The organism is Streptococcus sp. FDAARGOS_256, assembly GCF_002289235.2.
Classification (GTDB): Bacteria; Bacillota; Bacilli; order Lactobacillales; family Streptococcaceae; genus Streptococcus.
On the sequence record NZ_NTGM02000001.1, the window covers coordinates 19,832 to 43,912 of the forward strand.

The 24,081-nt window shown below is 41.1% G+C and carries 38 protein-coding genes, 1 tRNA gene and 5 pseudogenes; all 44 read left to right on the forward strand.

Annotation, left to right across the window (positions count from 1 at the left end; genetic code table 11):
- Positions 1-11: 11 nt before the first annotated feature.
- Complete coding sequence (locus A6J84_RS00150) at positions 12-272, forward strand: hypothetical protein (protein WP_095725784.1); 261 nt, start codon at positions 12-14, stop codon at positions 270-272.
- Entirely contained in the window at positions 259-402 is a 144-nt protein-coding gene (locus A6J84_RS10110) for a hypothetical protein (RefSeq protein WP_192831372.1), read from the forward strand. Before A6J84_RS00150 ends, A6J84_RS10110 begins: the two co-directional genes overlap by 14 nt.
- Positions 403-528: 126 nt before the next feature.
- Positions 529-867 carry a hypothetical protein gene (locus tag A6J84_RS00155; protein ID WP_095725785.1) on the forward strand — a complete coding sequence of 113 codons (339 nt, stop codon included), beginning with the start codon at positions 529-531 and terminating at the stop codon, positions 865-867.
- On the forward strand, positions 860-1,039 hold the full coding sequence (locus A6J84_RS00160; protein WP_095725786.1) for a hypothetical protein: 180 nt from the start codon (positions 860-862) through the stop codon (positions 1,037-1,039). Before A6J84_RS00155 ends, A6J84_RS00160 begins: the two co-directional genes overlap by 8 nt.
- On the forward strand, positions 1,036-1,764 hold the full coding sequence (gene bet / locus A6J84_RS00165) for a phage recombination protein Bet (RefSeq protein ID WP_095725787.1): 729 nt from the start codon (positions 1,036-1,038) through the stop codon (positions 1,762-1,764). The genes A6J84_RS00160 and bet overlap by 4 nt, the downstream gene beginning before the upstream one ends.
- A gap of 9 nt (positions 1,765-1,773) precedes the next feature.
- Entirely contained in the window at positions 1,774-2,814 is a 1,041-nt protein-coding gene (locus tag A6J84_RS00170) for a DUF1351 domain-containing protein (protein WP_095725788.1), read from the forward strand.
- A gap of 2 nt (positions 2,815-2,816) precedes the next feature.
- Complete coding sequence (locus A6J84_RS00175) at positions 2,817-3,149, forward strand: hypothetical protein (RefSeq protein ID WP_095725789.1); 333 nt, start codon at positions 2,817-2,819, stop codon at positions 3,147-3,149.
- An 86-nt stretch (positions 3,150-3,235) separates the two neighbouring features.
- Positions 3,236-3,658, forward strand: a complete 423-nt coding sequence (gene ssb, locus A6J84_RS00180) for a single-stranded DNA-binding protein (protein WP_095725790.1) — start codon at positions 3,236-3,238, stop codon at positions 3,656-3,658.
- A 9-nt stretch (positions 3,659-3,667) separates the two neighbouring features.
- Entirely contained in the window at positions 3,668-4,468 is an 801-nt protein-coding gene (locus A6J84_RS00185) for a DNA methyltransferase (RefSeq protein WP_095725791.1), read from the forward strand.
- On the forward strand, positions 4,458-4,787 hold the full coding sequence (locus tag A6J84_RS00190) for a hypothetical protein (RefSeq protein WP_095725792.1): 330 nt from the start codon (positions 4,458-4,460) through the stop codon (positions 4,785-4,787). The genes A6J84_RS00185 and A6J84_RS00190 overlap by 11 nt, the downstream gene beginning before the upstream one ends.
- Positions 4,784-5,230 (forward strand): RusA family crossover junction endodeoxyribonuclease, encoded by a 447-nt coding sequence (locus tag A6J84_RS00195; RefSeq protein ID WP_095725793.1) that lies wholly within the window; start codon positions 4,784-4,786, stop codon positions 5,228-5,230. The genes A6J84_RS00190 and A6J84_RS00195 overlap by 4 nt, the downstream gene beginning before the upstream one ends.
- Positions 5,202-5,390 (forward strand): hypothetical protein, encoded by a 189-nt coding sequence (locus A6J84_RS00200; protein WP_095725794.1) that lies wholly within the window; start codon positions 5,202-5,204, stop codon positions 5,388-5,390. Before A6J84_RS00195 ends, A6J84_RS00200 begins: the two co-directional genes overlap by 29 nt.
- On the forward strand, positions 5,383-6,207 hold the full coding sequence (locus tag A6J84_RS00205; protein WP_095725795.1) for a DUF1642 domain-containing protein: 825 nt from the start codon (positions 5,383-5,385) through the stop codon (positions 6,205-6,207). The genes A6J84_RS00200 and A6J84_RS00205 overlap by 8 nt, the downstream gene beginning before the upstream one ends.
- A complete protein-coding gene (locus tag A6J84_RS00210; RefSeq protein ID WP_095725796.1) occupies positions 6,207-6,800 on the forward strand; it encodes a hypothetical protein in 594 nt (197 codons plus the stop codon). Before A6J84_RS00205 ends, A6J84_RS00210 begins: the two co-directional genes overlap by 1 nt.
- Entirely contained in the window at positions 6,797-7,057 is a 261-nt protein-coding gene (locus A6J84_RS00215; RefSeq protein WP_095725797.1) for a DUF1372 family protein, read from the forward strand. The genes A6J84_RS00210 and A6J84_RS00215 overlap by 4 nt, the downstream gene beginning before the upstream one ends.
- A complete protein-coding gene (locus A6J84_RS00220; RefSeq protein WP_095725798.1) occupies positions 7,054-7,545 on the forward strand; it encodes a MazG-like family protein in 492 nt (163 codons plus the stop codon). Before A6J84_RS00215 ends, A6J84_RS00220 begins: the two co-directional genes overlap by 4 nt.
- The gene (locus A6J84_RS00225; protein ID WP_095725799.1) at positions 7,542-7,820 is read left to right on the forward strand and encodes a hypothetical protein; all 279 of its coding nucleotides are present in this window, start codon (positions 7,542-7,544) and stop codon (positions 7,818-7,820) included. Before A6J84_RS00220 ends, A6J84_RS00225 begins: the two co-directional genes overlap by 4 nt.
- Positions 7,821-7,834: 14 nt before the next feature.
- A complete protein-coding gene (locus A6J84_RS10115) occupies positions 7,835-7,984 on the forward strand; it encodes a hypothetical protein (RefSeq protein ID WP_181897269.1) in 150 nt (49 codons plus the stop codon).
- On the forward strand, positions 7,981-8,220 hold the full coding sequence (locus A6J84_RS00230) for a DUF3310 domain-containing protein (RefSeq protein ID WP_095725800.1): 240 nt from the start codon (positions 7,981-7,983) through the stop codon (positions 8,218-8,220). Before A6J84_RS10115 ends, A6J84_RS00230 begins: the two co-directional genes overlap by 4 nt.
- Entirely contained in the window at positions 8,210-8,443 is a 234-nt protein-coding gene (locus tag A6J84_RS00235; RefSeq protein ID WP_095725801.1) for a helix-turn-helix domain-containing protein, read from the forward strand. Before A6J84_RS00230 ends, A6J84_RS00235 begins: the two co-directional genes overlap by 11 nt.
- A 4-nt stretch (positions 8,444-8,447) precedes the next feature.
- Positions 8,448-8,873: a DUF1492 domain-containing protein gene (locus A6J84_RS00240; protein ID WP_095725802.1), complete on the forward strand. Its 426-nt coding sequence runs from the start codon at positions 8,448-8,450 to the stop codon at positions 8,871-8,873.
- Between the two features lie 142 nt (positions 8,874-9,015).
- A tRNA-Trp gene (locus tag A6J84_RS00245) sits at positions 9,016-9,086 on the forward strand.
- A 66-nt stretch (positions 9,087-9,152) separates the two neighbouring features.
- Complete coding sequence (locus A6J84_RS00250) at positions 9,153-9,593, forward strand: terminase small subunit (RefSeq protein WP_095726472.1); 441 nt, start codon at positions 9,153-9,155, stop codon at positions 9,591-9,593.
- Positions 9,571-10,869, forward strand: a pseudogene (locus A6J84_RS00255) (PBSX family phage terminase large subunit). The gene A6J84_RS00250 and the pseudogene A6J84_RS00255 overlap by 23 nt, the downstream one beginning before the upstream one ends.
- A gap of 11 nt (positions 10,870-10,880) precedes the next feature.
- A pseudogene (locus A6J84_RS00260) lies at positions 10,881-11,891 on the forward strand (phage portal protein); the annotation flags it as partial.
- 134 nt (positions 11,892-12,025) lie between these two features.
- Positions 12,026-12,559 (forward strand): hypothetical protein, encoded by a 534-nt coding sequence (locus A6J84_RS00265; protein WP_095725804.1) that lies wholly within the window; start codon positions 12,026-12,028, stop codon positions 12,557-12,559.
- 210 nt (positions 12,560-12,769) lie between these two features.
- Positions 12,770-13,171 (forward strand): annotated as a pseudogene (locus A6J84_RS00270) (phage portal protein); the annotation flags it as partial.
- Entirely contained in the window at positions 13,134-14,756 is a 1,623-nt protein-coding gene (locus A6J84_RS00275) for a minor capsid protein (protein ID WP_193756701.1), read from the forward strand. The pseudogene A6J84_RS00270 and the gene A6J84_RS00275, both read left to right, overlap by 38 nt.
- A 2-nt stretch (positions 14,757-14,758) precedes the next feature.
- Entirely contained in the window at positions 14,759-14,914 is a 156-nt protein-coding gene (locus A6J84_RS10120) for a hypothetical protein (protein WP_193756702.1), read from the forward strand.
- A gap of 57 nt (positions 14,915-14,971) precedes the next feature.
- Positions 14,972-15,265: a hypothetical protein gene (locus A6J84_RS00280; protein ID WP_095725806.1), complete on the forward strand. Its 294-nt coding sequence runs from the start codon at positions 14,972-14,974 to the stop codon at positions 15,263-15,265.
- A 239-nt stretch (positions 15,266-15,504) separates the two neighbouring features.
- On the forward strand, positions 15,505-15,717 hold the full coding sequence (locus A6J84_RS00285) for a crAss001_48 related protein (protein ID WP_095725807.1): 213 nt from the start codon (positions 15,505-15,507) through the stop codon (positions 15,715-15,717).
- A 110-nt stretch (positions 15,718-15,827) separates the two neighbouring features.
- On the forward strand, positions 15,828-16,397 hold the full coding sequence (locus A6J84_RS00290; RefSeq protein WP_095725808.1) for a DUF4355 domain-containing protein: 570 nt from the start codon (positions 15,828-15,830) through the stop codon (positions 16,395-16,397).
- 21 nt (positions 16,398-16,418) lie between these two features.
- On the forward strand, positions 16,419-17,273 hold the full coding sequence (locus A6J84_RS00295; RefSeq protein ID WP_095725809.1) for a N4-gp56 family major capsid protein: 855 nt from the start codon (positions 16,419-16,421) through the stop codon (positions 17,271-17,273).
- Between the two features lie 10 nt (positions 17,274-17,283).
- Positions 17,284-17,487: a hypothetical protein gene (locus A6J84_RS00300; protein ID WP_095725810.1), complete on the forward strand. Its 204-nt coding sequence runs from the start codon at positions 17,284-17,286 to the stop codon at positions 17,485-17,487.
- Positions 17,488-17,495: 8 nt separating this feature from the next.
- Positions 17,496-17,807: a phage head-tail connector protein gene (locus A6J84_RS00305; RefSeq protein WP_095725811.1), complete on the forward strand. Its 312-nt coding sequence runs from the start codon at positions 17,496-17,498 to the stop codon at positions 17,805-17,807.
- Positions 17,788-18,126, forward strand: a complete 339-nt coding sequence (locus tag A6J84_RS00310; RefSeq protein WP_095725812.1) for a hypothetical protein — start codon at positions 17,788-17,790, stop codon at positions 18,124-18,126. Before A6J84_RS00305 ends, A6J84_RS00310 begins: the two co-directional genes overlap by 20 nt.
- Positions 18,101-18,613 (forward strand): HK97-gp10 family putative phage morphogenesis protein, encoded by a 513-nt coding sequence (locus A6J84_RS00315; RefSeq protein ID WP_095725813.1) that lies wholly within the window; start codon positions 18,101-18,103, stop codon positions 18,611-18,613. The genes A6J84_RS00310 and A6J84_RS00315 overlap by 26 nt, the downstream gene beginning before the upstream one ends.
- Positions 18,610-18,978, forward strand: a complete 369-nt coding sequence (locus A6J84_RS00320) for a hypothetical protein (protein ID WP_095725814.1) — start codon at positions 18,610-18,612, stop codon at positions 18,976-18,978. Before A6J84_RS00315 ends, A6J84_RS00320 begins: the two co-directional genes overlap by 4 nt.
- 3 nt (positions 18,979-18,981) lie before the next feature.
- Complete coding sequence (locus tag A6J84_RS00325) at positions 18,982-19,395, forward strand: phage tail tube protein (RefSeq protein ID WP_095725815.1); 414 nt, start codon at positions 18,982-18,984, stop codon at positions 19,393-19,395.
- 3 nt (positions 19,396-19,398) lie between these two features.
- Positions 19,399-19,788 carry a DUF6096 family protein gene (locus A6J84_RS00330; protein ID WP_095725816.1) on the forward strand — a complete coding sequence of 130 codons (390 nt, stop codon included), beginning with the start codon at positions 19,399-19,401 and terminating at the stop codon, positions 19,786-19,788.
- Between the two features lie 50 nt (positions 19,789-19,838).
- Positions 19,839-20,180 carry a hypothetical protein gene (locus tag A6J84_RS00335; protein WP_095725817.1) on the forward strand — a complete coding sequence of 114 codons (342 nt, stop codon included), beginning with the start codon at positions 19,839-19,841 and terminating at the stop codon, positions 20,178-20,180.
- Positions 20,181-20,723, forward strand: a pseudogene (locus tag A6J84_RS00340) (hypothetical protein); the annotation flags it as partial. It lies immediately after the preceding gene.
- A gap of 301 nt (positions 20,724-21,024) precedes the next feature.
- Positions 21,025-23,718 (forward strand): annotated as a pseudogene (locus tag A6J84_RS10180) (phage tail protein); the annotation flags it as partial.
- 11 nt (positions 23,719-23,729) lie between these two features.
- Positions 23,730-24,080: a DUF6711 family protein gene (locus A6J84_RS00350; protein ID WP_049501191.1), complete on the forward strand. Its 351-nt coding sequence runs from the start codon at positions 23,730-23,732 to the stop codon at positions 24,078-24,080.
- Position 24,081: the final 1 nt, after the last annotated feature.

Consider the following 24,081-nt stretch of genomic DNA (forward strand, 5'->3'; position numbering starts at 1 on the left):
AGGAGAACAATATGTTTAAAGCACTAAAAGCAATCAAAAAAATCAAACAACTTCAGAAAGAAATGCATGCTTTCAGTCTTGCGTTTCTAGCTCTACAAGATATGGGCTTGATGCCAGAGACTGAAAGAAGCAAGGCGAAGGCTCAAGCAATCCATGATGTAAGCCACGTACTCAAGGACATCTTGGACGGCAAGTCAGTAGAAGAAGCCATGAAACGTCTAGATGTCAAAGTGAAAGCTGAAGAGGTGGAGCAGGAAGATGAACAGAATTGAACTTGAAAACCGTGTGTGGCTTTTGGCCAACAATGAAGAAAAAAACGAATTGCTGGATCTCGGTTTGACATCTAAAGTTCGATATGTGAAGCGAGTCCTGGAACTAGGGAAGGTGTATGCTCATGTTTGATTACGACAGAGACATAATGCAACCGCCCGAACCCAGGGAAGAACTCGACCCAAGCCAGTTCGTATATATTGGATGCGGTCAGTATCGATATGTAGGTGATGAAGTTTAAAAGCGAAAGGAGCACACATGATCAGTAGAGAAATGAACAAAACTGAGACAGAGGTCTTGAATTTGATTATTAACCGAGCCAGTTTTGAAGAGCCTATCACGGCATTGGACATCCGAAAAGAAACAGGTCTGTCAAAGCGTATGCTTGAGCAAGTGATTGAAAGCCTGCGAGTGAACTTCAAACATCCGATAGTTGCCAAGAAATTTAAACCGAACGGATACTATCTTCCTCGAAATGAAGAAGAAAGGCAGGCAGGTCTAGCACCGTATCGCAGACAGATTCTGACCGAGCAGAAGAACTTGTCCATCGTCATGGCCGTGGATTTAGATAAGTATTGGAAGTTAGAGCATGATTGAAGAATTACACGCAGAAATCGACAATTGGCGGTCTGACTATATCCATCTTGGCCGAGAACTTGGGAAAATTATCAACGAGCAACAAAATATTATTTTGAAATTGCAAAACGCAAACAGACGCTTGAAGCGTGAAAATTGGAATTTAAAGAGAACGAAAGGAAGAAAGAAATGACAAACGAACTAGCGCAAACAAAAGGAGCATATTTAACAGATTTACAGAAACTTGACGGAGCAACTTTGAGAAATTTCGTTGACCCAAAACATCAAGCAAGCCCGCAGGAATTGCAGACATTGTTAGCAATTGTTAAAAATCGTAATTTAAACCCGTTCACAAAAGAAGTTTATTTTATTAAATACGGTAACAATCCCGCTCAAATCGTTGTTTCAAAGGACGCCTTCATGAAACGAGCCGAACAAAATCCAAATTATGATGGATTTGAAAGCGGGATCATCTACGAAGATGCAAGCGGAGAATTGAAAAACAAAAAAGGCGTTATATTGCCAAAAAATAGCACTCTAATCGGTGGCTGGTGTGAGGTCTATCGCAAAGACCGAACAAGACCAGTCTATCGTGAAGTAGAGTTGTCAGCATATAACACTGGCAAGAACTGGTGGCAGAAAGCTCCAGGGCAAATGATTGAAAAAGTCGCTATCGTTGCAGCGGTTCGTGATTCATTCTCAGAAGATGTAGGCGGACTCTACACTAGCGAGGAAATGGAGCAAGCAGCACCTATCGATGTAACTCCTCAAGAAAGCCGTGAGGATGTTGTAGCACGCAAGATGACTGAGATTGAGCAATTCAACAAAGAGCAAGAGGCAAATCATGCAGATCCTGAACCTGCTCAAGCTGAGGAGCCAATACAGGGTGAATTGCTAGACGGTGAACTAGAATACTAGGAGGACAACATGCAAGAATTACAGGTAAAAGTAACACAGGCACAGGTTGAAATCATTGACCGTGAGAAATTTGAGCAGAATATCAATGATGTTGTGGCCAAGTACCAAAATTACACGGTAACAGCTGCAACCATCAAGGATGACAAGCAAGTACTTGCTAATTTACGAAAACTAGACAAGCAAGTCTCTGATGAGCGTATCAGAAACAAGAAACTACTTTCTGAGCCTGCTGATGAGTTTGACAAGTACATCAAAAAAGCCATCCAGCCACTCAAAGACATCATCAATAAGATTGATGTAGATGTCAAAGAGTTTGAAAACCATCAAAAAATGGTCAGACTAGACACAGTTAAGGCTTACATCTCAAACAAGTCAGCTGAGTACATGATAGACCCTAGAGCCTTTGATGAAAAGGCTACAGAGTACATCAAGGCTAGTGATTTCATGGCAGATGGGATGACCCTCAAAAAAGCTACCATGAAAAGCCTTGATGACATGGTCACATTTGAATTTCAGAAACAGCAAGAGCTTGAGAAATCAAAATCAGCTATCTCAGGCCTCTGTGCTGAGTATGGGATGACTGACTCTCCATACATCAGAATGTTAAGAGATTTGACCCTTGCTGAGGTCTTTGAACAAATAAAAGCTGACTATGAATTTGAAAAGCAAAAGGAAGAAACCAGACAGGCTCAAGAACGAGCAGAGCGAGAAAATCAGGAACTTTTAGCAGCTCAACAAGCCAAACAGCAAGAACAGGCTCCAAAATCAACGGAAACCCCAAATTTTGACCCAGAAACAGGCGAAATTTTGGATAGTGAGCAAATCCCTCAAAATGAGCAGAACTCTCTTAGAGGGGCTGAAAACGACCTAAAACGATATACCCAAAAAATGACTTTAGAGGTGTATTTTGTAGATACAGCCGAAAAAGACCGTTTCAAGGCTACTCTTGAACAAGCAGGGTTTAAATTTAAGGAAAACTATCAAGTCAGCGGTTATCAACGTATTGAACCTTTGACACAGGAGGAGCTCAATGAGCAGAATGGGTGGTAAAAATGGAGATTAAAAAAGTATCAGATAGCATTTCAATCTATTCAGACGGAAAGAGATTGCAAGTCATCCATGACTTAGGAGATGAGTTTATTTTAGATTTCAAGATAGAGCAAGATGATGTATGGAACCTTGATGGACAAGTCTTGGAAATTATCAATAATCTTGAGCCAGTATTCAAAATTTGTGGCTTTTGCTCAAAAGCTGGAGAGGATATGCACAGATTAAGATGGGCTATTCTACAATTTGAGGAATTTGAACGATATATCAAAGACAATCAGGATGAGCTGATGAAATGGTGGCACAATCCAGGAAAGGAGAGGAAAGAAAATGAATGATTTTATCAAAGAGATTGGGATGGCTATCCTATGGATGTTTTTAGGCTATCTCTTGGGAGAGCGTAGCGCTAGAGAGGACAAAACGGATGATCAATAATGTCACATTGGTTGGGAGGCTTGTAGCGCCTCCTGATCTACGAAAAACGCCTAACAATGTATCTAGCCTGCAGGGCACACTTGCGGTCAATCGCAATTTCAAGAATGAGAACGGAGACCGTGAGGCTGATTTTATCAATTTCCAAGCGTGGCGAGGCACAGCTGACATCATTGCTCAGTATTGCAGCAAGGGCTCACTTATTGGGATCATTGGACGCATACAAGTCAGGTCTTACGAGAAAGACGGTCAGCGTCGATATGTGACCGAAGTAGTCGCTGAGAGTGTAGCTCTGCTAGAGAGTCGCAACAGTCAGCACGGACAAGGGCAAGGCAACAGTTTCCAAAGTGGAAATAACTCACCTTTTGCCGATCCTAACCAATTTGACCTCCCAGCTGACGGTTTACCGTTTTAGGAGGTATTGATGTCAGACAAAAAAATGACTGTTTGGGCATTGTTTGACAGTGGGAATGGTAGCTATACAAAAGGCGTTAAAGCTCTGAATAGTTCGGGGGGGGCGAACATTGACATCTATCCAATCGGAATAGATGTAGAAAACAAGAACGATCATTTTATAAATTTGAACCTTGCTGACTATGGGCGCTTGTTTGGAGACAACACACTTTTTGACAAACTTGACAAGTTGCCAAAGCCTGATTTGATAATAGCTAGCCCACCATGTGAAAGCTGGAGTAATGCTAGTGCTATGTGCGAGGGTAACGCTTGCTGGAAACAAGAAGACCTCTCAGATAGCCTCTTTGCTCCACAAAGGGAGCCTAGCATGTTTACAATCAGGAACGCCTCTGACTACGAGAAAGCCTATATAAATTATCAGTATGACCGTCAATTTATGAAGAGAGTCAATGGGGAGCTTTGTGCTTTCAATACCATTGAGATCATCAAGCGGTATAACCCTAAATATTTCATCATAGAGAACCCAGCAAGTGGGCGTTTGTGGAAATATATTGAGGATGTCATGGATTTCAAGCTCCCACATCTCAACCTCACACGCTACAACAATTATGACTACCCTTTGCAGAAACCCACAAAGTTTGCTAGTAATCTTGATTTAGGTCTTAAAAATGACATTATCAAGCAAGAAATTGAATGGGGAAAATTCTCTAAGTCATACAACGAACGGTCAAACATTCCCAAAAACCTAGTAATAGAGATTTTTACTAAGGTTTACAATGAATTTTTACAGGAGAAAGAACATGGCAAGTAAAACCAATGTGACAGAACGTATTGCTATCATCATTGAGAAACAAAAAATAGAGGTCGTTACGACCCTAAACTATGATATGAGCATTAGCTTTGATAACAAAGACGCCGCACCCACACTAGATGAGAATGGTGATCTTTTTGAACCAGTCTACAAGCGCAAAGTTCAGGCAATTCCCAAAAATGATGTATTTTTTACCTCATTGACACGAGTCAAGAGCAACATCAAAACACTACAAGAGGTTAAGAAATTCTTTGAGTTCGTAAATGAAAACAGAGAAAATCTCTTTGAGATGGCAGGATTTAAGGGGGCTCTTGGATGAAATTGACCCTGAACATTGAGCCTAAGCCTCAATCACGGCCAAGATTTGCAAGGCGTGGGAGTTTTACCACGACTTATGAAGATAAGGGGATGAAAGCCTGGCGCAATCATTGCCAGCTGCTCATTGCTAATCAGTACATGGGCAAGCCTATTCTTGAGGGAGCTTTGAGGGCAAAGGTTAGATTTTATATCAAACCTCCTCAGTACATTTCTAAGGCGAAGAAGAACCAGCAGGCCCTCCTGGATGAAATCATTCCAGTAGGCAAAAAGCCTGACATTGACAACTACGAAAAAGCGCTATATGACAGTATGTCAGGGATCGTATTCCAGGACGACGGTCAGATAGCTCTACATGATGTAGGCAAGTTCTACAGTCTAAATCCACGGATAGAGGTTGAGGTGAATAGGATAAACCATGAAATACAACAAACAAACAATGATTGACGGGTTGAAGCGGTCAATCGAGAAAATGGAAAAGGAAATCGAGGAGTATTCGAAGCCGTGCGATAGACGAGTCGGACAAGGTCGTACTGCTCATCGTGAGTTTTTGAAGAAAAAATTAAAGAAAATGAAAGCGCAGTTGAAGGAGCTGGAAGATGAATAAGCAGGAATTGATTGATGTCCCACGGATTTTGTTCCCCGTTGGAACAGAGGTTTTAATAAAAGGAAAGATAGTTGGCTTAAAGGCGCTTGATGACAGGTTTGTTGAGAGCGTTGTTAAACTTGCCTACGGCGAACAAATTATTGCTCCAAACGATGCGATTTATGTCAAGGATGAACCAGAAGCAGGTCAAACAGATGAAGCTCCACGCTATGTCAAGAATATACTAGCACGATTGCGAGAATTGCCATTGCATGACCGTGAAGTTTGGCTGAAGGCTATCATGGGTGAATTTGAGCAAGATTTCAGTCGTGCAAAATGGCGTGAAGGTTACGAGCAAGGTAAAGTTGAGGGAGAATGGGTTGGCAGTCGATTGAAAAATGCTGATAAGATTCGGCAAGAATTGAATAAAGTCAAAGTAAAGCAGTTTGTGGCGGATTGGTATGAAGAGAATAAGGATGGTTTTGAAGGGAATTTGTATCGATGCGCCTATAATATTCCATCTGTTTTTGACGGTGCTAAACTTAATGAGTTTGAAAGGTGGTTTCTAACCGCTGGCACAAAACCATTTCAAACCCTCGTCAATATGCACCAATTCGGCTACGAGGTCGAGAAAGAGAAGCGGTATTTGGTGAAGATGAAAAACATACTAGATAGAGAGAGCTTCTTGAATTTAAGTAATACTACAAAAATTTGGTTTTTTGGAGACAAAAAAGACACAGAGTATGTCTATGTACACCACACCCGTAAAGAACTAGAAGAAGCCAACTTCGGATGGGTATTTGATTGCCCAGGGATTGAGATTGAGGAGGTGGAGTGATGGAAGACACTATTTGGCTAGAATGGATCGCTGAGGTTATGGCGACTAGGCCTGTTGGCAATGAACTGCTAGAAAGCCAACGAGGTCAAGAAGTAGTTGACTTGTTGTTGGATTTAGAGAGAAATGACTTTAATTGGCATCGAGGTGACGCAGATGTTTTTTGGATAGATGCACAGATGTGTATCAAGTACAAGCTTTCTAATGCTGAAATTAAATTCTTAGCAAGTCAGCAACCAGGCGTTGTCAACTACAAGAAACATGCAAAAGAAAGAAATGCTTATGCAGAGATGATGAGAGGTCTTGAAAAATTGAAAGAACTCAACTTTCCAGAAATTTATAATCATTCATTATCTCCAGAAGAAGAAAAGAAAAAATTTGAAGAAGAGATGGCAGCCGAGCAGAACTACATATCGCCTTATCAAAAATTAGATGAAATTGAAAAGCGATTTTACGAAAACCAATTTTTGTTTGGTAAAAAAGTGATGCAAGGTGCAATGAGTATTGTTTCGAGTGATAAGAAAATTGCTATTGAGAATTTCTTCAATGTCGGAAGTCATCGAATTAAATTCACAGTTGAGGAGGTCGTAGATTGAAACGATTCATAGTAGTATGGATTCTGGCATCAGCTGGGCTAAATATCTGGCAGATGGGCAGGATTCGAGAGTTGGAAGAAAAGCGCCCGATGGTTGTCTATAAAGCTGATAATCAAGGCGCTGAGATATTTGGTAAGGTCGTCGAAAAAGGACGGCATGGCAAGCTATACACGCTTACCATTCGTGATTACGGCATTTTCGTAGTAACGAAAGATTTATATGACAAGGTGAAAGTTGGAGATGAGGTGAGGTTATGAACAACACAGAATTAGAAAACAAGGTTCAACAATGGTTTGTTGATAGAAATTTACATGAAGCAAATCCGGTCAAGCAGTTCTTGAAGCTCATGGAAGAGTCAGGAGAATTGTTTGAGGGTATCGCAAAGGATAAATCTGAACTGATTTACGATGCGCTTGGTGATATTCAGGTCGTATTGATTGGACTTGAGCAACAAATCAAGAATGGTGCTCAGATTTCAGCCAATCAACAGGAACTTGAATTGCTACTGATGGTTTCAAGTTTGGGCAATATCGCTCAGAAGCTATATGCTCATGTCTGCCACAATGAGACACAGATGCCTCTGATTAAGTCTGATTTGATGTTTCTTGATAGCGTGGTTAGTACGGTTTCATTTTGCAATGGCACTACAGCTGAAAGTTGTTTAGAAGAAGCTTATGAAGTCATCAAGGACCGCAAAGGGAAAATGATTGATGGAGTGTTTGTGAAGGAGGAGGATTTGAAATGAAAAAATTAGGAATTATTTTAGGGTTTGTATTTGTAATCGTTGCATCACCGTTCGTGGTTCAGTATGGATGGAATGAAATCATCACAACGATTGTCCCAGTTGGTAAAATTACAGTCTGGCAAGCATTAGGGATGGATGCACTACTATCTTTCATCTGGCCTGTGTTATCCAGCAAAAAAGAATCTGAGTATGATTATTCGTATGCTGTGAAGAGCAGTATTTCGAAAATCATTACATGTGCATTTTTAATTTGGTTGGCTAGTTTGTTTATCTAAGGAGGATTTACCTGATGCTTGAAATAGATGGCAAAAGCTACGAAGTCCATAAAGTGAAACTCACAAAAAAGGATTTAAAAAACTTGAAAAAAGGCGAAACACTTATTTTTATCTGTAAAGAAGATAAAAAGGCTATAACTGTTAGTTTGGAGGAGAAGGAATGAAACCAGAAAAAATTGATAACGTAAACAAACCAAGACACTATCAAGGCTCAAAAGGTCTTGAAAGTATTGAAGTGATTGACAACTTCATTGGCAATCTGCCAGGTAAGGCAGCGTGGTGCTTGGGCAATGCTATTAAGTATATGTTAAGATTCCAGAAGAAGAATGGTCTTGAAGACCTGAAGAAAGCTAGAAAAAATTTAGACTGGCTTATAGAGGAGATGGAAAATGGATTATGAAAAACCTCTAACAAAGAGACAGTGTGAATTATTCGCTTTTATGCTAAAACAAAAGAGGATTGATAACAAGGTTACTTTGAGAGAGTTAGGAAGTAAGTTAGGCTACTCAATCGCAACAATCTCAAATTGGGAGAATTTAAAATCCGCTCCTGATATGTATAACGTTGAAGATGTAGCGACTTATTTCAACTTGCCTATGAATGTTTTGATAGGGGAGGGATGATAGGGTGCAGAGAGCTATTGAGAAAGAACTCAAGAAACTAAAATTTAAGAATGTTAAAATACAATCTCTACATTGTGAAATTATCAATCTAAGGTCTGGTATTATGAAAGGTCAGACTTTTGACAGTATGCCGAAATCTCAGAACAATGATAATCGCACTGAAGAAATGAACATCAAGGCTATTGATCGCATAGCTGAACTCTATCAAGAAATTGAGAGGGAATATAAGGAGCAAGAGGAACTTGTTAGAGCGATTGAAGAGTTAGAAGAGCCAATTGAGAATATTGTAATGCGACTGCTCTACATTGATGGGCTATCTTGGTCTCAAGTAGAAAGAAGATTGAATTGCAGTCCAGCTACTATCCAGAGAGCACGAGATAAGTCTTTGGTCAAACTCTCTAAAATCTTTGATAGTAACGATAGTAAATGATAATCTTAAAGTGATATTATTGTATTGTCAGCAGTACGGCAAGCGGACTGATGTCTCCTTTAATAATTTTTTTGTAACGGTATCAGGGACAAGCCAGTGATTTCCTCTTAATCTTTCGTTTAGTCTCTGATGTCGTTATTTTAGACTTTTAGTGTAGCGGTAACACAACAGTCTCCAAAACTGTTATCGTGGGTTCGATTCCTTCAAAGTCTGTGAGAGGTCTTAAAAAGGTCGCACATTGTGTGGCTTTTTTGGTTTTTGAATGGAGGTGATGGAAAATTGAGTGGATTAAGAATAAAACAAAAGAGATTTGCAGATGAGTACATCATCTCAGGCAATGCGACGGAAGCTTATAAGAAAGCGGGTTATCGTGCTTCTAGTGATAGGGTAGCGGGTGTCGAAGGACATAAGTTACTAAAGAATCCTAAGATTAAAACATATATAGATGAACGACTGAAACAGCTTGATTCTGAAAAGATTGCAGATCAACAAGAGGTCTTAGGTTACCTAACTTCAGTCATGCGAGGGGAGACTCAAGAACAGACTCTATGCAGTATCGGTGAACTTGGTCAACAAGTTATTGATATTGATGTTGGAGCAAAGGATAGAATTAAAGCTGCTGAACTTTTAGGAAAACGTCATAGGCTTTGGACGGACAAGGTAGATGCTGACATTTCTGGAACGGTGGTGTTTGCGAATGAGTCAGACATACCAGATTAAACAGAATGATATTGTCGTTGACTTACCCAAGACAGTAGGCGGTGGATACGGCCAGTTCTGGCGTTCGAGAAACTTGTATCGAGTTGTCAAGGGTTCCCGTGGCTCGAAGAAGTCAAAGACGACCGCTTTGAACTATGTTATCCGTCTCTTGAAATATCCATGGGCTAACTTGCTAGTCATTCGTAGATACTCTAACACGAATAAGCAATCGACTTACACGGATTTCAAGTGGGCAGCTAACCAGTTAAAAGTTGCTCATAAGTTTAAATTCAATGAGTCTTTGCCTGAAATCACAGTCAAAGAAACAGGACAGAAGATTCTATTTCGTGGTTTGGATGATGAGTTAAAAATCACATCTATCACAGTTGATGTAGGTATTCTTTGCTGGGCTTAGTTCGAGGAAGCGTATCAAATCGAAACTGAAGATAAGTTTAGTACAGTTGTTGAATCAATCCGTGGTAGCTTAGACGTGCCTGATTTCTTTAAACAAATCACGGTCACATTTAACCCGTGGAATGAGAGGCACTGGCTCAAACGTGTCTTTTTTGACGAAGAGACTAAACGTGCTGATACATTCGCTACTACAACTACATATCGATGCAACGAGTGGCTGGATGAAGTCGATATCAAGCGTTATGAGGACTTGTATCACACGAATCCAAGACGTGCGAGAATTGTTTGCGACGGTGAATGGGGGGTTGCTGAAGGTCTAATTTACAACAATGTGACTGTCAAAGACTTTGACAAAGATGAGCTTCTTCAAAATCCTGATAACAAGTTATGTATCGGCCTTGACTTCGGTTTCACTCACGATCCAACTGCTTTGTGTTGCTCGTTGATAAACGACAAAACAAAAGAAATACACATCTTTGACGAAGCGTACAGAGTCGGTCTGATAACCAAGGAAGTCGCTAAGATGATAAAGGACAAAGGGTATCATCGCTCTACAATCATCGCAGATAGTGCAGAGTCTCGGCTAATCGAAGAGCTTAGGTCAGAACACGGTATAACTCGAATCAAAGAGAGTAGGAAAGGAAAGGATAGTATCATGGCAGGCGTATCCAAATTGCAAGGATACGCTATTTATGTACATCCGAGCTGTGAACACATCATGGATGAATTTTATAGTTACTGCTACCAGCGGGACAAAGAAGGTAATTGGTTGAACAAACCAGAAGATAAGAATAACCACTTGATGGATGCGTTGCGATATAGCCTTCAATGTATCGAAGGTGGGAAAGCAACCGTCCGCAGACGTTCACAATACGGTTTATAGAAAGGAATTAAATGTATCAGATTTTAACTTATCCACGGGATGGATACGATGAAACAGCTTTGAGTAAAGAATTGATTTACAAGCTGATTCGCAAACACACACAAGAACGCAGTCGCTTGCGTGATTTGAAGAAATACTACTTGGGTGAGCATGCTATTTTGAATCATACGAGAAGAAATCAGAAAGCTCCAAATTACAAGACGGTAGCTAATCACGCTAAGGACATTGCGGATACGTCTACGGGCTATTTTATGGGCAATCCTATCAAGTATAACAACACTGCTGAGAGCGACCTTGAGCCTTTGCTTGAGGCTTTTGACGGTGCTGAAATCGACCAGGTAGATGCGCAGAACGCTCTGAACATGGCTATTTATGGACGTGCTTACGAGTACATCTATGCGAAGGAGGGATTGACTGAGCTTGATTCGACTAGCGTAGACCCTGAGAATGTGTTCATTGTTTACGATGATAGCATCGAACGCAAGGCCTTGTTTGCAGTATACTACTACGAGATTAAAGACGACACGAAAGATGCGACTAAGTATCAAGCAGAAGTCTTTACTCAGAATCTGCACTACCACATCGTGTTGCGTGATTCTAGTATAGGGACTACACGAAACGAGCAGGTAGAGCCTCATAATCTTGGACAGGTTCCGATTATCGAATACCGAAATAATCACTTTGCGATCGGTGACTATGAGCAACAGATTAGCTTGATTGATGCTTATAATTCATTGATGGGCAATCGCGTCAACGACAAAGAGCAGGCAGTCGAGTCTATTCTTGTATTGTATGGCGCGCAATTGGCTGATAACCTGGAGGATGCTAGAGAAGCAATGAGCATCCTTGCTGAAGAAGGCCTTTTGGAATTGCCAGCAGATGCCAAAGCTGATTTCTTGAAAAATGCTCTGGACGAAAACGCAACTGAAATCTTGCGCAAGGCTTTGAAAGAGGACATTTACACGTTCAGCCATGTGCCAAATTTAACAGATGAGAACTTCGCAGGCAATAGTTCGGGGGTAAAATAGTTGCCCTCCTCAAAGGTAACTTTGAGGTAATAAATCGGGTTAAAATTGGAAGGCGCAAAACAGTAATATCCTAGATTTTTGTATTCTATTATGGTATAATAATAGTATAAAGTTCTAGGAGAAAACAAATGATAAAAGATAAAATGCACAAACATCTAAACCAAGTTTATTACTCTATGTTAGCAAGATGTTATGATGAAAAACATTGGGCTTACAAATGGTATGGAAAACGTGGAATAGGCGTTTCTGATGAATTTAGTGATGTAGCTAAGTTCAGAAGTTGGGCAATGCAAAACGGAGTAGAATTCGGTTTGCAATTAGATAGGATAGACAATGACAAAGACTACTCACCAAGTAACTGTAGGTGGGTTCCTGAACATACAAATAAACGGAATCGTTCTGATAACGTTAAGTATAAGGGATATATCTTGAGAGACTATCTAAAAAAATTATCTGAAGAAAACAACATTTCTTTTTCAACTCTTGTCTACAGATATTATCGTTCCGTAAAACGAGATGATATAATCGTTAATGATGAAACAATCGATGATGTTTTATTGAATTATAAAAAATACGATTTGAGACAATTTTCAAAAGGTGTAGACATGTCTGGTAAGACAATTGTTAGAGATGAAAAAGGAAGAATTGTAACATATTACTGAAGCTAATCAATTACCACTGCTGGTAGAAATATCAGTAAGGTTTAACGACTAGATAGAGTAAGCTAAGTAAGAAACGGTACATAGTATCGTTTTTTTATATGCAGAAATATCCACGAAATCCGACACCCTGATAGGGGTGAAGAGATAGTCTGAACTTGCGGGAAACCGTAAGAAGTAGAGGATAAAGAGCCTCTACGGTAACAACATTGAGCTATGGAATTTAAGCTATTAGGCCTTGAAATGATTACTAAGACGAAAGAAGCTAATTACAAGCGAGGTCTTAGACAGCGGATTGCTATCTTCGCTCACTATTTGGGAATGCAGCAGATTGCTCTTGAAGCACATTCAATCGTGCCGCAGTTTAGCCGTGGATTGCCTAAGAACTTGCTTGAATTGTCACAGATTATCAATAATCTTGAAGGTAAGGTCTCACTTCGTCAGCTTATTTCACTCTTGCCATTCGTTGAAGATCCTGACGCTGAATTGGAAGAACTCGAAGAAGAGAAGGAAAAGAATAAGGACCGTGTGCCATTCTTTAACCAGGCTAACACGAAGCCAGACGAAGAGGTGACAGATGAAGAACGAGGAGTATTGGACCAAGAGGAAGGCTAATCTCATCTATGAGCAGATGGACAAGGCTGAGAAACAAGCAGATAAGTTTGACGAGATCTACAAGCAATCCAAATCCTATCTAGATAAGCAAATCAACAAGGTTTTTGATAAATTCCAGCGTGATTATGGATTGAGTGAGCGTGATGCTCGTCAGGTCCTAAAGAATATGAAAGACCAAAAGGACCTAAACGAACTTCGTAAGGTTCTTGAAGCTAGGCCAAATGACCCGAACATCCAACGATTACTTGCTGATTTGGACAGTCCAGCCTATGCCTATCGAATGAAGCGTTTAGAGCGTCTAAACGATGATTTAGACCGCATGCGTGAGTCGATTTATCACTCCGAGAAGACGGGCTCAGATGCCTTTTACAGCGACTTGATGAAAGACAGCTACTACAAGGCTACTTTTGACCTACAACAGCAAACGGGGCTAGCTTATAGTTTCTCTGATCTCCCTGAAACAGAAATTAAGCGTCTACGAGGTCTAAAATGGACAGGAGAGGGCTATTCGGATAGGATATGGGAAAATACAGGGGCGCTCGCTTCAACTGTAAAAGACGAGCTCCTGATAAGTCTTATGGCTGGCCGAAGCGTAAGAGATACATCTCAAGCAATAGCTGAACGTTTTGAGGTTGGGCAGAATAAAGCTAGGCGCTTGGTTCGTACTGAGTCAGCATTTTTTCATAATCAAATGGAACTGCTCAGCTATGAAGATGCTGAAATCACCAAGTACAAATTTGTGGCAGTATTGGACAAGCGCACGTCACACATTTGCCAAGAGCATGATAACAAGGTCTATGATACGGACAAGGCTGTTCCTGGGGTGAACTATCCACCTCTACATCCATGGTGCAGGTCTACGACTATCGCACATGATGAGGACATCGATTACAGCAAGCTAGAGCGACGAGCGAGAAATCCCAAGACTGGCAAAGTCGAATATGTGCCTGCTGATATGTCTTATAACGATTGGTATAGTGAATATGTTGCAAAACCACGAGAGCGTGAGTTGAGTGGAGGGAAATTCGGGGCGAACTTAGATTATGTCCGAAGCGATGAATTTGTTGATAAATTAAAAAATCATCCAAAAACTTCGAATTTATCCGAATCTATTGCAAGGGTTTCAAGGCAGATACTGCAGCATAGAAACGGAACACAGTATGAAGACTACTATTTGCTTGATGCAGAGACAGGAAGAGTTGTTGCTTTAAGCAATAAAGCTAGAAAAATAAAAGGTGTAGTTTATAACAACCAAGTGAGAAAAGCTTTTAAAGAAAGCTCTGAACAAAGCCTTGTTTCAATTCACAATCATCCGTCAGGGTATCCACCATCGCTTAGCGACTTTGCATCGTTGCAACAACGGAGTAAAAATAACACCGTGAAATATGGGTTGACGATAGGTCATGACGGAAGTGTATACTGGTATTCAAAACCTAATAAACGGATACATAAAAAAGCTAATCAAGAATATGAGAATTTGATTGAAAAAATGATTAAATTAGGTTATACTGAAGTAAAAGCACAGGAAAAAACATTGACATTGTTTGCCGAAAAGTACGACTTTACTTTTGAAAGGATTGATTAGTTATGCCTTATACTTTGACAAAGGAAGAAGAGAAGTTTTGGCTTTCTCAACCCGATGAGATTACTATTCCTCCTATTGAGGAAATAGAAAAAAAATACGCAGGAGTAAGCGATGAAGAACTATGGCAAAGTATCAAAGATACTATTGCTAATTTATAACAATTAAGCACCTAGAGTAATCTAAGTGCTTTTTTCGTGCTCGGAAAGGAGTAACTGATGAATAAGTACAAAAAGTTGATAGAATTGATTGAAAATAATGACCTTGAAATTCAATCTAAGAAATGTTACGACCCACAGAGCGCCTGGCATGGTGAGGAGTTATGGATTGTTGATAAGAAAGGCCAAAATAGAATTTTTGATTTATCGGGTAATGGTTATTGTTTTCATGATGATAAAGTTGATGAAGCCGTTGAAGAGGTTGAAAAGTATGTGGATTTTAAAAATATGAATACTTTTGATGCTTTCAAAAAATGGGTGGGAAAGAATGCCAAGCCTCAAGAGAATGCTTAGAAAGGAGTAAACTATGTTCATTTGGGAATGGGTATCAATCGCTTTTGGGTGGTTGGTATTTTTATTGCTGGTATCTTTTATCTTTTTGTTTATGAAAAATTTAAACAAAGAGTTCAAAAACAGAAAGTAGGTGATCCGACATCTTGACTTGCAGGAATAGACTGCTATAAATCACTGTAAATTGCTATAAACCGTGTCGAATTCGATGCGGTTTTTGTATTTAAGAAAGGAACAAAAAAATGGAACCTTGGAAAGAACGATTTAAAAAAGAATACTACGAATTGAGAGAACGATTCCAAAAGTTAGACATGATGATTGGTCAATACGAAAAAGGGCAACTAGAGTTTGAACCGAAATGTCCTATCGATTTGTTAAAAGGTCAGCGTTCGACTATGTGGAATTATTTAAAAATTCTAGAACAACGTGCAAAAATTGAAGAAATTAAACTATAAAACCTAACCGTATGGAATCCCGTACGGTTTTAATATTGTCCGAGCATTGATGACAAAAAAAGCCATGGAATTATACAGTCGGGGACGACTTTAAAAATAGGAGGTTCGCAATGAACGAAGAAACACAAACAGTCGAAACGGTTGAAGTCCAAGAGGTACCTGCAGAACCTACACAACAACCGCAAGACGAGAAGAAGTACACGGATGCGGACGTCGATGCTATCATCGATAAGAAATTTGCTAAGTGGAAATCAGAGCAAGAAGCCAAGGAAAACGAAGCGAAAAAGCTTGCCAAGATGAACGCTGATGAAAAACAAAAATATCAGTTGGATCAACGTGAGCAAGAACTGGCTAATCGTGAACAAGCGATTGCTCGCAAGGAATTGACCGCAGAAGCTAAGGCAATGCTAAGCGAACGTGGCTTACCAGTTGAATTAGTAGCCGTGGTTGATTTGTCAAATGCTGAAGCCGTGACTGAATCAATCGCGAGCATTCAGAAAACGTGGGAGGATGCAGTTCAGAAAGGTGTATCTGACCGCATGAAGGGTAGCGCACCTATTAAGACTGCGCCACAACAATCAACAGGGCTTTCAAGAGCTCAATTTTTCCAAATGAGTCATTCGGAGAAGGCTGCATTGAAGCAGTCAAATCCTGAATTGTATAACTCATTTTTGAATTAACTAACAAGGAGAATTTAATATATGGCACAAACTAAAATCGCAAATCTCGTAAATCCCGAAGTAATGGGAGATATGATCGCAGCTAAATTACCAAAGAAATTGCAAGTGATTCCATTTGCAGCTATCGACCGCACGCTTGAAGGCGTACCAGGAAACACAATCACAGTACCATCTTACACTTATATCGGTGATGCTGAAGACGTAAACGAAGGTGTGGAAGCTGGTGTTGTAGTCCTTGGTACATCTACCAAGACTGCTACAATCAAGAAAGCTATGAAAGCTGTTGAATTGACAGACGAAGCTGTTCTCTCTGGTTATGGTGACCCAGTAGGAAATGCAGAAAACCAGCTTGCGCTTTCAATCGCATCTAAAATCGATAACGACGCAATGGATGCTCTTCTAAAAACAAACACTCGTAAATTTGATTCAAAAACAAAAGCAATTAGCTACGATGTAATCGTTGATGCAATTGATTTGTTTGAAGAAGAAGTCAATACTGAAAAAGTTATGTTTGTCAATCCAAAACAAGTCACAACTTTGCGTAAAGATCCAAATTTCATCTCAGCGGATAAGTATCCAAACCAAGTTATCATGACTGGTGAAATTGGTATGATTGCCAACACACGTATCGTTGCGACTAAGAAGGTTGCTCTTGATACTACTAGCGCATTTTACACTTGCCCAATCATCAAACTCACTCGCGATGATGAAACTGAAAAAGACGCTCCAGCCTTGACAGTTTACCTCAAACGTGATCCAAACGTCGAAGTAGACCGCAAGTCTTTGAAACGTTCTACTGAAATCTCAATTGACGAGTTTTACACAGTCGCAGTTTCAGACGATTCCAAGGTCGTGCTTGCTGAAGTCAAGAAATAAGGTCTGACCTATGAAAGTCAGAGTAAAACAAGCCTTCAATGATTGGCAAGCGAAAGTGAGACGACATGAGAATGATGTTTTTGGGATGACAGACGAGCGTTTCAACGAATTGTCACACAATCTCAAGAGTGAGTTCTCAGTCGATATCGCAGATGTTGTCGAGATCATTGACGAAAACGAAATCCAAGGAGACGAGACGACTCCTTACGATTAGGAGGTCTTATGGAACTTGAAAAACTAAAATCATTGACGGGCGAGAGCGACGAAACAGTCCTCTCGTCTTTACTTTTAAGGGCTGAAAATATCATTTTATCTGAAACAAACCGAGAGAAGCTGACGCCAGCGCTCAAAAGACTACTACCGGAACTTGCAATTGAGCTCTACAACCGTTCTGGAAGCGAGGGAGAGCAGTCTAGGAGCGAAGGTGGTATCTCTGTTACCTACAGTGAGTCAGGCTTATCTACGGGTCTTTTACAGCGTATTCGGATGCATCGGTTAGCGAGGGTGGCAGGTCATGTTTTTGAAAAAGAATAGACTGAAACCATATAACCTCAAGCGGTTCAAGAAAACCGTAACGAATGAGGGAGTCGCTAAAGAGGGATATGCGGACGAGGTTGAAGAAGTAAGACTTGAGTTGTGGCCAGCGACTAGCAAGCTACAATCTGAGATTTACGGTGACCGTGTCAATGATATCTTGAATGCGAATGCGAGCAAAGATGCGGATATCAACGTAAAAGATGGTGTTTGTATCGATAGCAAGACAGACGTCACGCATCGTGTTATTTCAAAGAAAGTATACAGTCATCATCAAGTTTTGGAGTTAGAACGTGTCAGGTTTAATCGGAGCAAATAGCTTAATCGCTAAATGCCGTAAGTTGTACGGTGCAAAGAGCAACGAGATAGTAGGACAAGCGGTCTTGCATGCTGCTAAAACAGTCGTACAAGCTGAAGCGAAACTCAGGGCGCCAGCGAATGAGGGTGAATTGAGAAATAGCATTAGGGTGCGATTAAAAGTAAACGGCAACAAGATATCGGGCGAAGTCTTCACGAACTCAGACCATGGCGCCTATGTCGAATTAGGAACGGGTCCGAATGGACAAGAGAATCATTCTGGTATATCTCCAGAAGTGAGCGTGTCTTATCGGTCTAGTCCGTGGTACGTGCATGAAGACCAAATCAACGTAGGACCTTACCACTTTGCGAAAAGAGGGGAGTTTTATAAGATGTATGGTCAACCTGCGCAACCTTACTTGTATCCTGCTTTGAAAGATAACCATGACCGTGTATCTAGAAGTGTTTCAAAATACGTCAGCAGAAAGATAAGAGAACAGATAAAATGATTAATATTAAACCTTTAATTTACAAAGAATTGCAAAAGGTCGCAGATAATGTGACCGATACTTACCCGAGCGACTGGGAGAATGTTCCAGTCGTTATTTTTTTGGAAGAACAGAATAAACCGGGTGATTGGTTCGACGACCAAGAGAAGAAGTCGCATATCCGCTATAAGGTGGATATCTTTGACAAAGATAGTACAAGCGATTTGGCAGTTAAAATCAATGAAATCTTCGCATCTTTAGGATTACGAAGAACAGATTGTCAGGATGTACCTGACCCGTCGCATTTGCGTCACAAGTTGATGCGCTTCGAGGGAATCGTGGACCTGAATTCACAATTGGTTTATCAGTATAGAATGGAGAATTAATACATGTTAGCAAACGGAATTAAGCTTGCTTTTAGTAAAACTAAAGGCGATTATCAAAATCTTGTAGGTTTGAAAGAAGTCCCTGAATTTGGTATTGAACCTGAAAAAGTCGAGAATACAACTCTTGCAGACAAGGTTAAGAAATACGAATTTGGTATTGGTGATGCTGGGGAACTTGAGTACAAATTCGCTTATGACAACACAACTGCCACTTCACCTTACCGTGTCTTGCGTAATGCTGCAGACAACAAGGAGAAACTCTACTTTGAACAAACCTACCCAGACAATACCAAGGTTACTTTTGAAGGTCAAGTGTCCGTTAAATTGGGCGGTGGCGGAGTGAACTCCGTTATCGAATTTACGCTCAAGATTGCCTTGCAGTCTGAATTGACATTCGTTGACGGAATTGGAGGTTAATAGATGGCTCTACCATACGCAATTTGGAAAGTCAGTGAGGACAAGGAGTTAAAACTCCGCCTCACGTCTTTGCAAGCGACGAAAGTCGAAGAAAAAATCGGAGCAAACTTGCTCAAGGTATTCATGCCCTCCGAAGGTGAAGCTTTTGCTTTGCCTCCCCTTAAAGTCATGTTACTGTTGACCCATGGAGCGCTTCAAAAGTTTGAGCATGGAATCTCATTTGAAGATGTATCTGACCTATACGATGATTACGTCGATAACGGTGGCGACCAGGCAGCATTCATGGCAGACGTTATCTTGCCAATGCTTCAAGTATCGGGTTTTATGCCACGGGAGAAAGCAAGCAAGAAAACTCCCAAGAAATCAAAAGCAAAAATGGAAGTAGTCGAGTAGAGTCGACTGCTATATTATCAGTAAAAGAAATGGTTGAGGGGCTTTATCCGATGTATTTAGATATCGGAGGTAGGCCCCTCGATTTTTGGGATTTAACGGTGCTTGAAATCAGAGAAATGATTGAAAGCTATAATCGTGTCACAATCCAAAAACAAAAAGAAAAAATCATTGAATCTTACAGACTTTCGCAAATGATAGCGAACAATGTATCTATGTTGCTTTCAAAAGATGCTAAACCGCTTGAAGTATGGGATTATGCTCCTGAACTTTTCGAGAAAGAGCGAGAGCAGGTCGAACAAGCAAGATTGGCTCAAGAATTGAAATTGCACCAGGAACGCATGCGCGCATTCGCTGAAAGTCATAATCGAAAATTGAAAATGAAAGGAGAATAGATGGGAGTTACTCTTGATGAGCTCAAGGTAATGATTGATGCTGAAATCGCACCTTTTAAGAACAAGATGAAAGAAGTCGAGAACAAGGTCAAAGATGCCTCTAACAAAGTACAGTCATCAACCGACAAAATCAAGGCACAGTCTGGCTCCATGCTAGGTGTGTTTGGTAAGCTAGCCAAATTCGCTGGCTTTGCTTATTTAGGCAAGAAATTGTTAGATGTCGGCATGTACTCAACGCAGATGGCTCTTGAAGTCACAGCATCAATTAACCAAATCAAGCGTCAAATGGGCGAGAGCTCACAGACATTCTTAAAATGGGTCAACGATAATGCAAACGCTATGAATATGGGCGTTGGTGAAGCGACAAAATACGGGGCGGTGTATTCAAACCTATTTTCTGGCTTTATCAAGGATTCTAACAAGCTGAGTGCGTATACTGCTAAGATGCTTCAGACATCGGCAGTAGTCGCAGAGGGTTCAGGTCGTAGCATTACAGACGTTATGGAGCGGATTCGCTCAGGTTTGTTAGGGAATACAGAAGCGATAGACTTTTGTCGCACCGCTTAGAAATAGGCGGATTAAGAACTTACCAAAATCGGTAGAACTCTAAATTTTAAGTAATTAAAACACGACGATACCGAGGTAAACTAAGCAATTAAAGAGGCTTAGTCACCGTAGAGCATAGGGATTGAACCTGTGCTTTTTGTTTTGCAAAAAAGTACAGAATAAAATATCCCCACGAGTGGTAAGCACCTAAACAATTCGGTTGTAGGTGAAAATGTATGCCGAACTTACAAGAAATTGTAAGAAGTATGGATAAAAAGCCATGCGATAACATTATTGAGAAGACCTAGGAATCAACGTCAATGTGGCGATGATTCAATCGACTGAAGCATTCAAGCGTTTTGCAAACGGACAAAGTTGGGACCAGCTCGACTATCAGACTCAACAACAAATCCGTCTCATGGCGATTTTGGAGCAGGCAACTGCCAAGTATGGCACGACCTTGTCACAGTCGGTCAATGGACGTATTAGCTTGTTTAAATCACTATTGAAGGATGCCGCCTTAAACGTAGGTAACGCATTCTTGCCAATTATCAATGCGATTATGCCAGTCTTGAACTCTTTTGCTATGGTCTTGAAGAACGTGACTGCTAAACTCGCTGAGTTTATCGCTTTGATGTTCAACAAGAAAGCGACTGTAAAAGACGGTGTGGCTGGCGCAGTTGGCAATATGAACGGAGCCTTACAAGATGCTTCATCTGGCGCAGGCGACCTCGCAGATGCCATGGACGACGCAGACGACGCTTCAGGCGGTCTAGCTGATAACCTCGGAGACTCGGCCAAAAACGCTAAGAAAGCAGTCAAAGAACTGCTCGGGTTAGCCGGTTTCGATGAAATCACGCTCTTGAACAAGAAAGATGATTCGGACGACGGAGGATCTGGAGGTTCTGGTGGCGGTGGAGGTAAAGGCAAAGGTAAGAAAGGCAAAGGCGGCAGCGGACCTTTCAAAGACATCTTGCCAGAAATAGCCTTGACTGACATAGATAACCAATTCAAGAGCATTTTCGACGGCCTTGGAGATAAGCTGAAAGGCTTAACAGACCTCTTTAGCAAGGGCTTCACCGCTGCATTCAGAGCAGAAGGATTAGAACGCATTAAGATTGGTCTTGGTCAAATCAAGACTACACTTGAAGAAATTGCAACTGATCCACGAGTAGTCAATGCCTTTAATGGCATGACAGAGAAAATCGCTTATGCGCTAGGGCAGATTGCAGGCTCTATCGGAACGGTCGGAATTGGTATTGGTGTCTTTCTTTCCGAAAGCATAGCAAATGGTCTAGGACGTCAAAAAGAGCGTATTATTCGCTCTCTTGTAGCTCAATTCGAGAACACGGGCAATATGTTTGCATCAGCTGGAAACATCGCTCAGGCATTCGCAAATGGCTTCTATGACGTCATAACATCGACTGGTGCCGTTCGCATTGGTAGTTCGATTGTGTCTGCTGTTTTAGCTATTCAAGCCAGCATCGTGGAGATTGGTTTCAAACTTGGCGGTGACCTACTACAAGGCATTGAGAGAAGTGTTACAGACAATATGCCTGGCGTTGCTGAGGCTTTTTCAAATGTCTTAACCGGTATCGCTCCAATTTTTGAGAGCGCTGAAAAAGCAATCAATGACCTGTCAGACTCAATCAGTCGTGTGTACGATAATTACATTCGCCCATCAATTGAATCGTCAACGAAAGCTATATCAGGCATTATTGGCTTGTTTGTAAAAGGTTGGAATAATTACATCCAACCAATTATCGAAAAACTCGGTCAAGGCTTCTCGGACACAATTGGCAAACATATCTCGCCAATGATCCAGAAGATTTTGGAGATGGTCGCAAGTTTCCAAGAAATGTCACAAGTCATTAACGCTTATGTAGGTCCTGCTATTGGCTTTATCGTTGAGGAATTGACGAGAGTTTTAGCTCCAACTCTTGAATATATCGGAGAAGTCTTTCGCGTATTATTCAATACGGTTGCTGATATATTCGGAGGCATAGCGGATTTTCTTAAGGGTGTGTTTGATATCATCACTGGTATTCTTACGAGTGATATGAGTAAGATTTTTGACGGCTTCACCGAAACAGGTGATGCTATCATGAACATCCTATCAACGCTTCTCACAGCCTTGTTAGATTTGACAGTAGCAGTTTTGAAAGTTATCTGGGATACAATTGTGGCAATCTTCCAAGGAATTTGGGATGGTATCGTGGCTATCTTCACGCCGATTGGCGAATGGTTTGCAGATCGTTGGAATGATATCACGGTAGCTTTGGCGAATGTTGCAATTTGGATCGGGAATATGTTTCAAAAGGCGTGGGACGCCCTTACAAGCATATTCTCTTCAATCGGAACCTGGTTTGGTGAGCGCTGGAACGACGTGACGACTGCACTTGCTAACGTTGCTACGTGGTTTGGTAACATCTTCAGTAGCGCATACGAAGCAGTCACGAACGCTTTCAGCTCGATTGGGAGCTTCTTCTCAGGAGTTTGGGAAACAGTCAAGAACATCTTCGTGAACGCTGGTCAAATGGTCGGTAGCGCAGTAGGTGGCGCATTCAAGAGCGCAGTCAATGCGGTTCTTGGCACGATTGAAAATGTAGTCAATGGTTTCATCGGAATGATTAACGGAGTTATTGGTTTAATTAACAAAATTCCGGGTGTATCTCTCGGTAGCGTTGGCTATGTAAGTCTACCTCGATTGGCTCGTGGTGGTATCGTCGATAGTCCGACAGTAGCTATGATTGGTGAAGCTGGTAAAGAGGTCGTCATGCCTCTTGAAAATACTGGTTTCTTGCAGACGATGGGACGCATCGTAGGCGGTGCTGTAGTCAATGCCTTGGGCGGTGGTTTACCACAATCTGGAGGCTTCAGCGGTAGTGGTGACATCGTCATCATGATTGGCGGTCATGAGTTCGGTCGTGTGGCCATCCAAGAAATCAATCGAGAACAAGAACGTGCAGGACAAGTCTTGCTTAACATTTAGAGGGAGGTAAAATGGCACGTTTAATTATCAATGGGCTGGCTGTTAAGCCTCCCAAATCTTTTCAAATCGGTATCCAGGATATTGACGGAGATACCGGTCGTAATGCTAACGGTGACATGGTGCGCGACCGTATCACGACTAAACGAAAATTGGATTGCGAATGGGGGATGCTGACTCAGGATGAAATGAGTCAGCTTTTAAATGCCGTATCGTCTGAATTTTTCACGGTATCTTATCCAGATCCCATGGTTGGTCAAACAACTAAAACATTTTACGTTGGGGACAGAACGGCTCCAAGTTATTCATTTACAAACGAGCTCAAGCCATGGTCGGGCGCTAAATTTAATCTGATAGAAAGGTAGG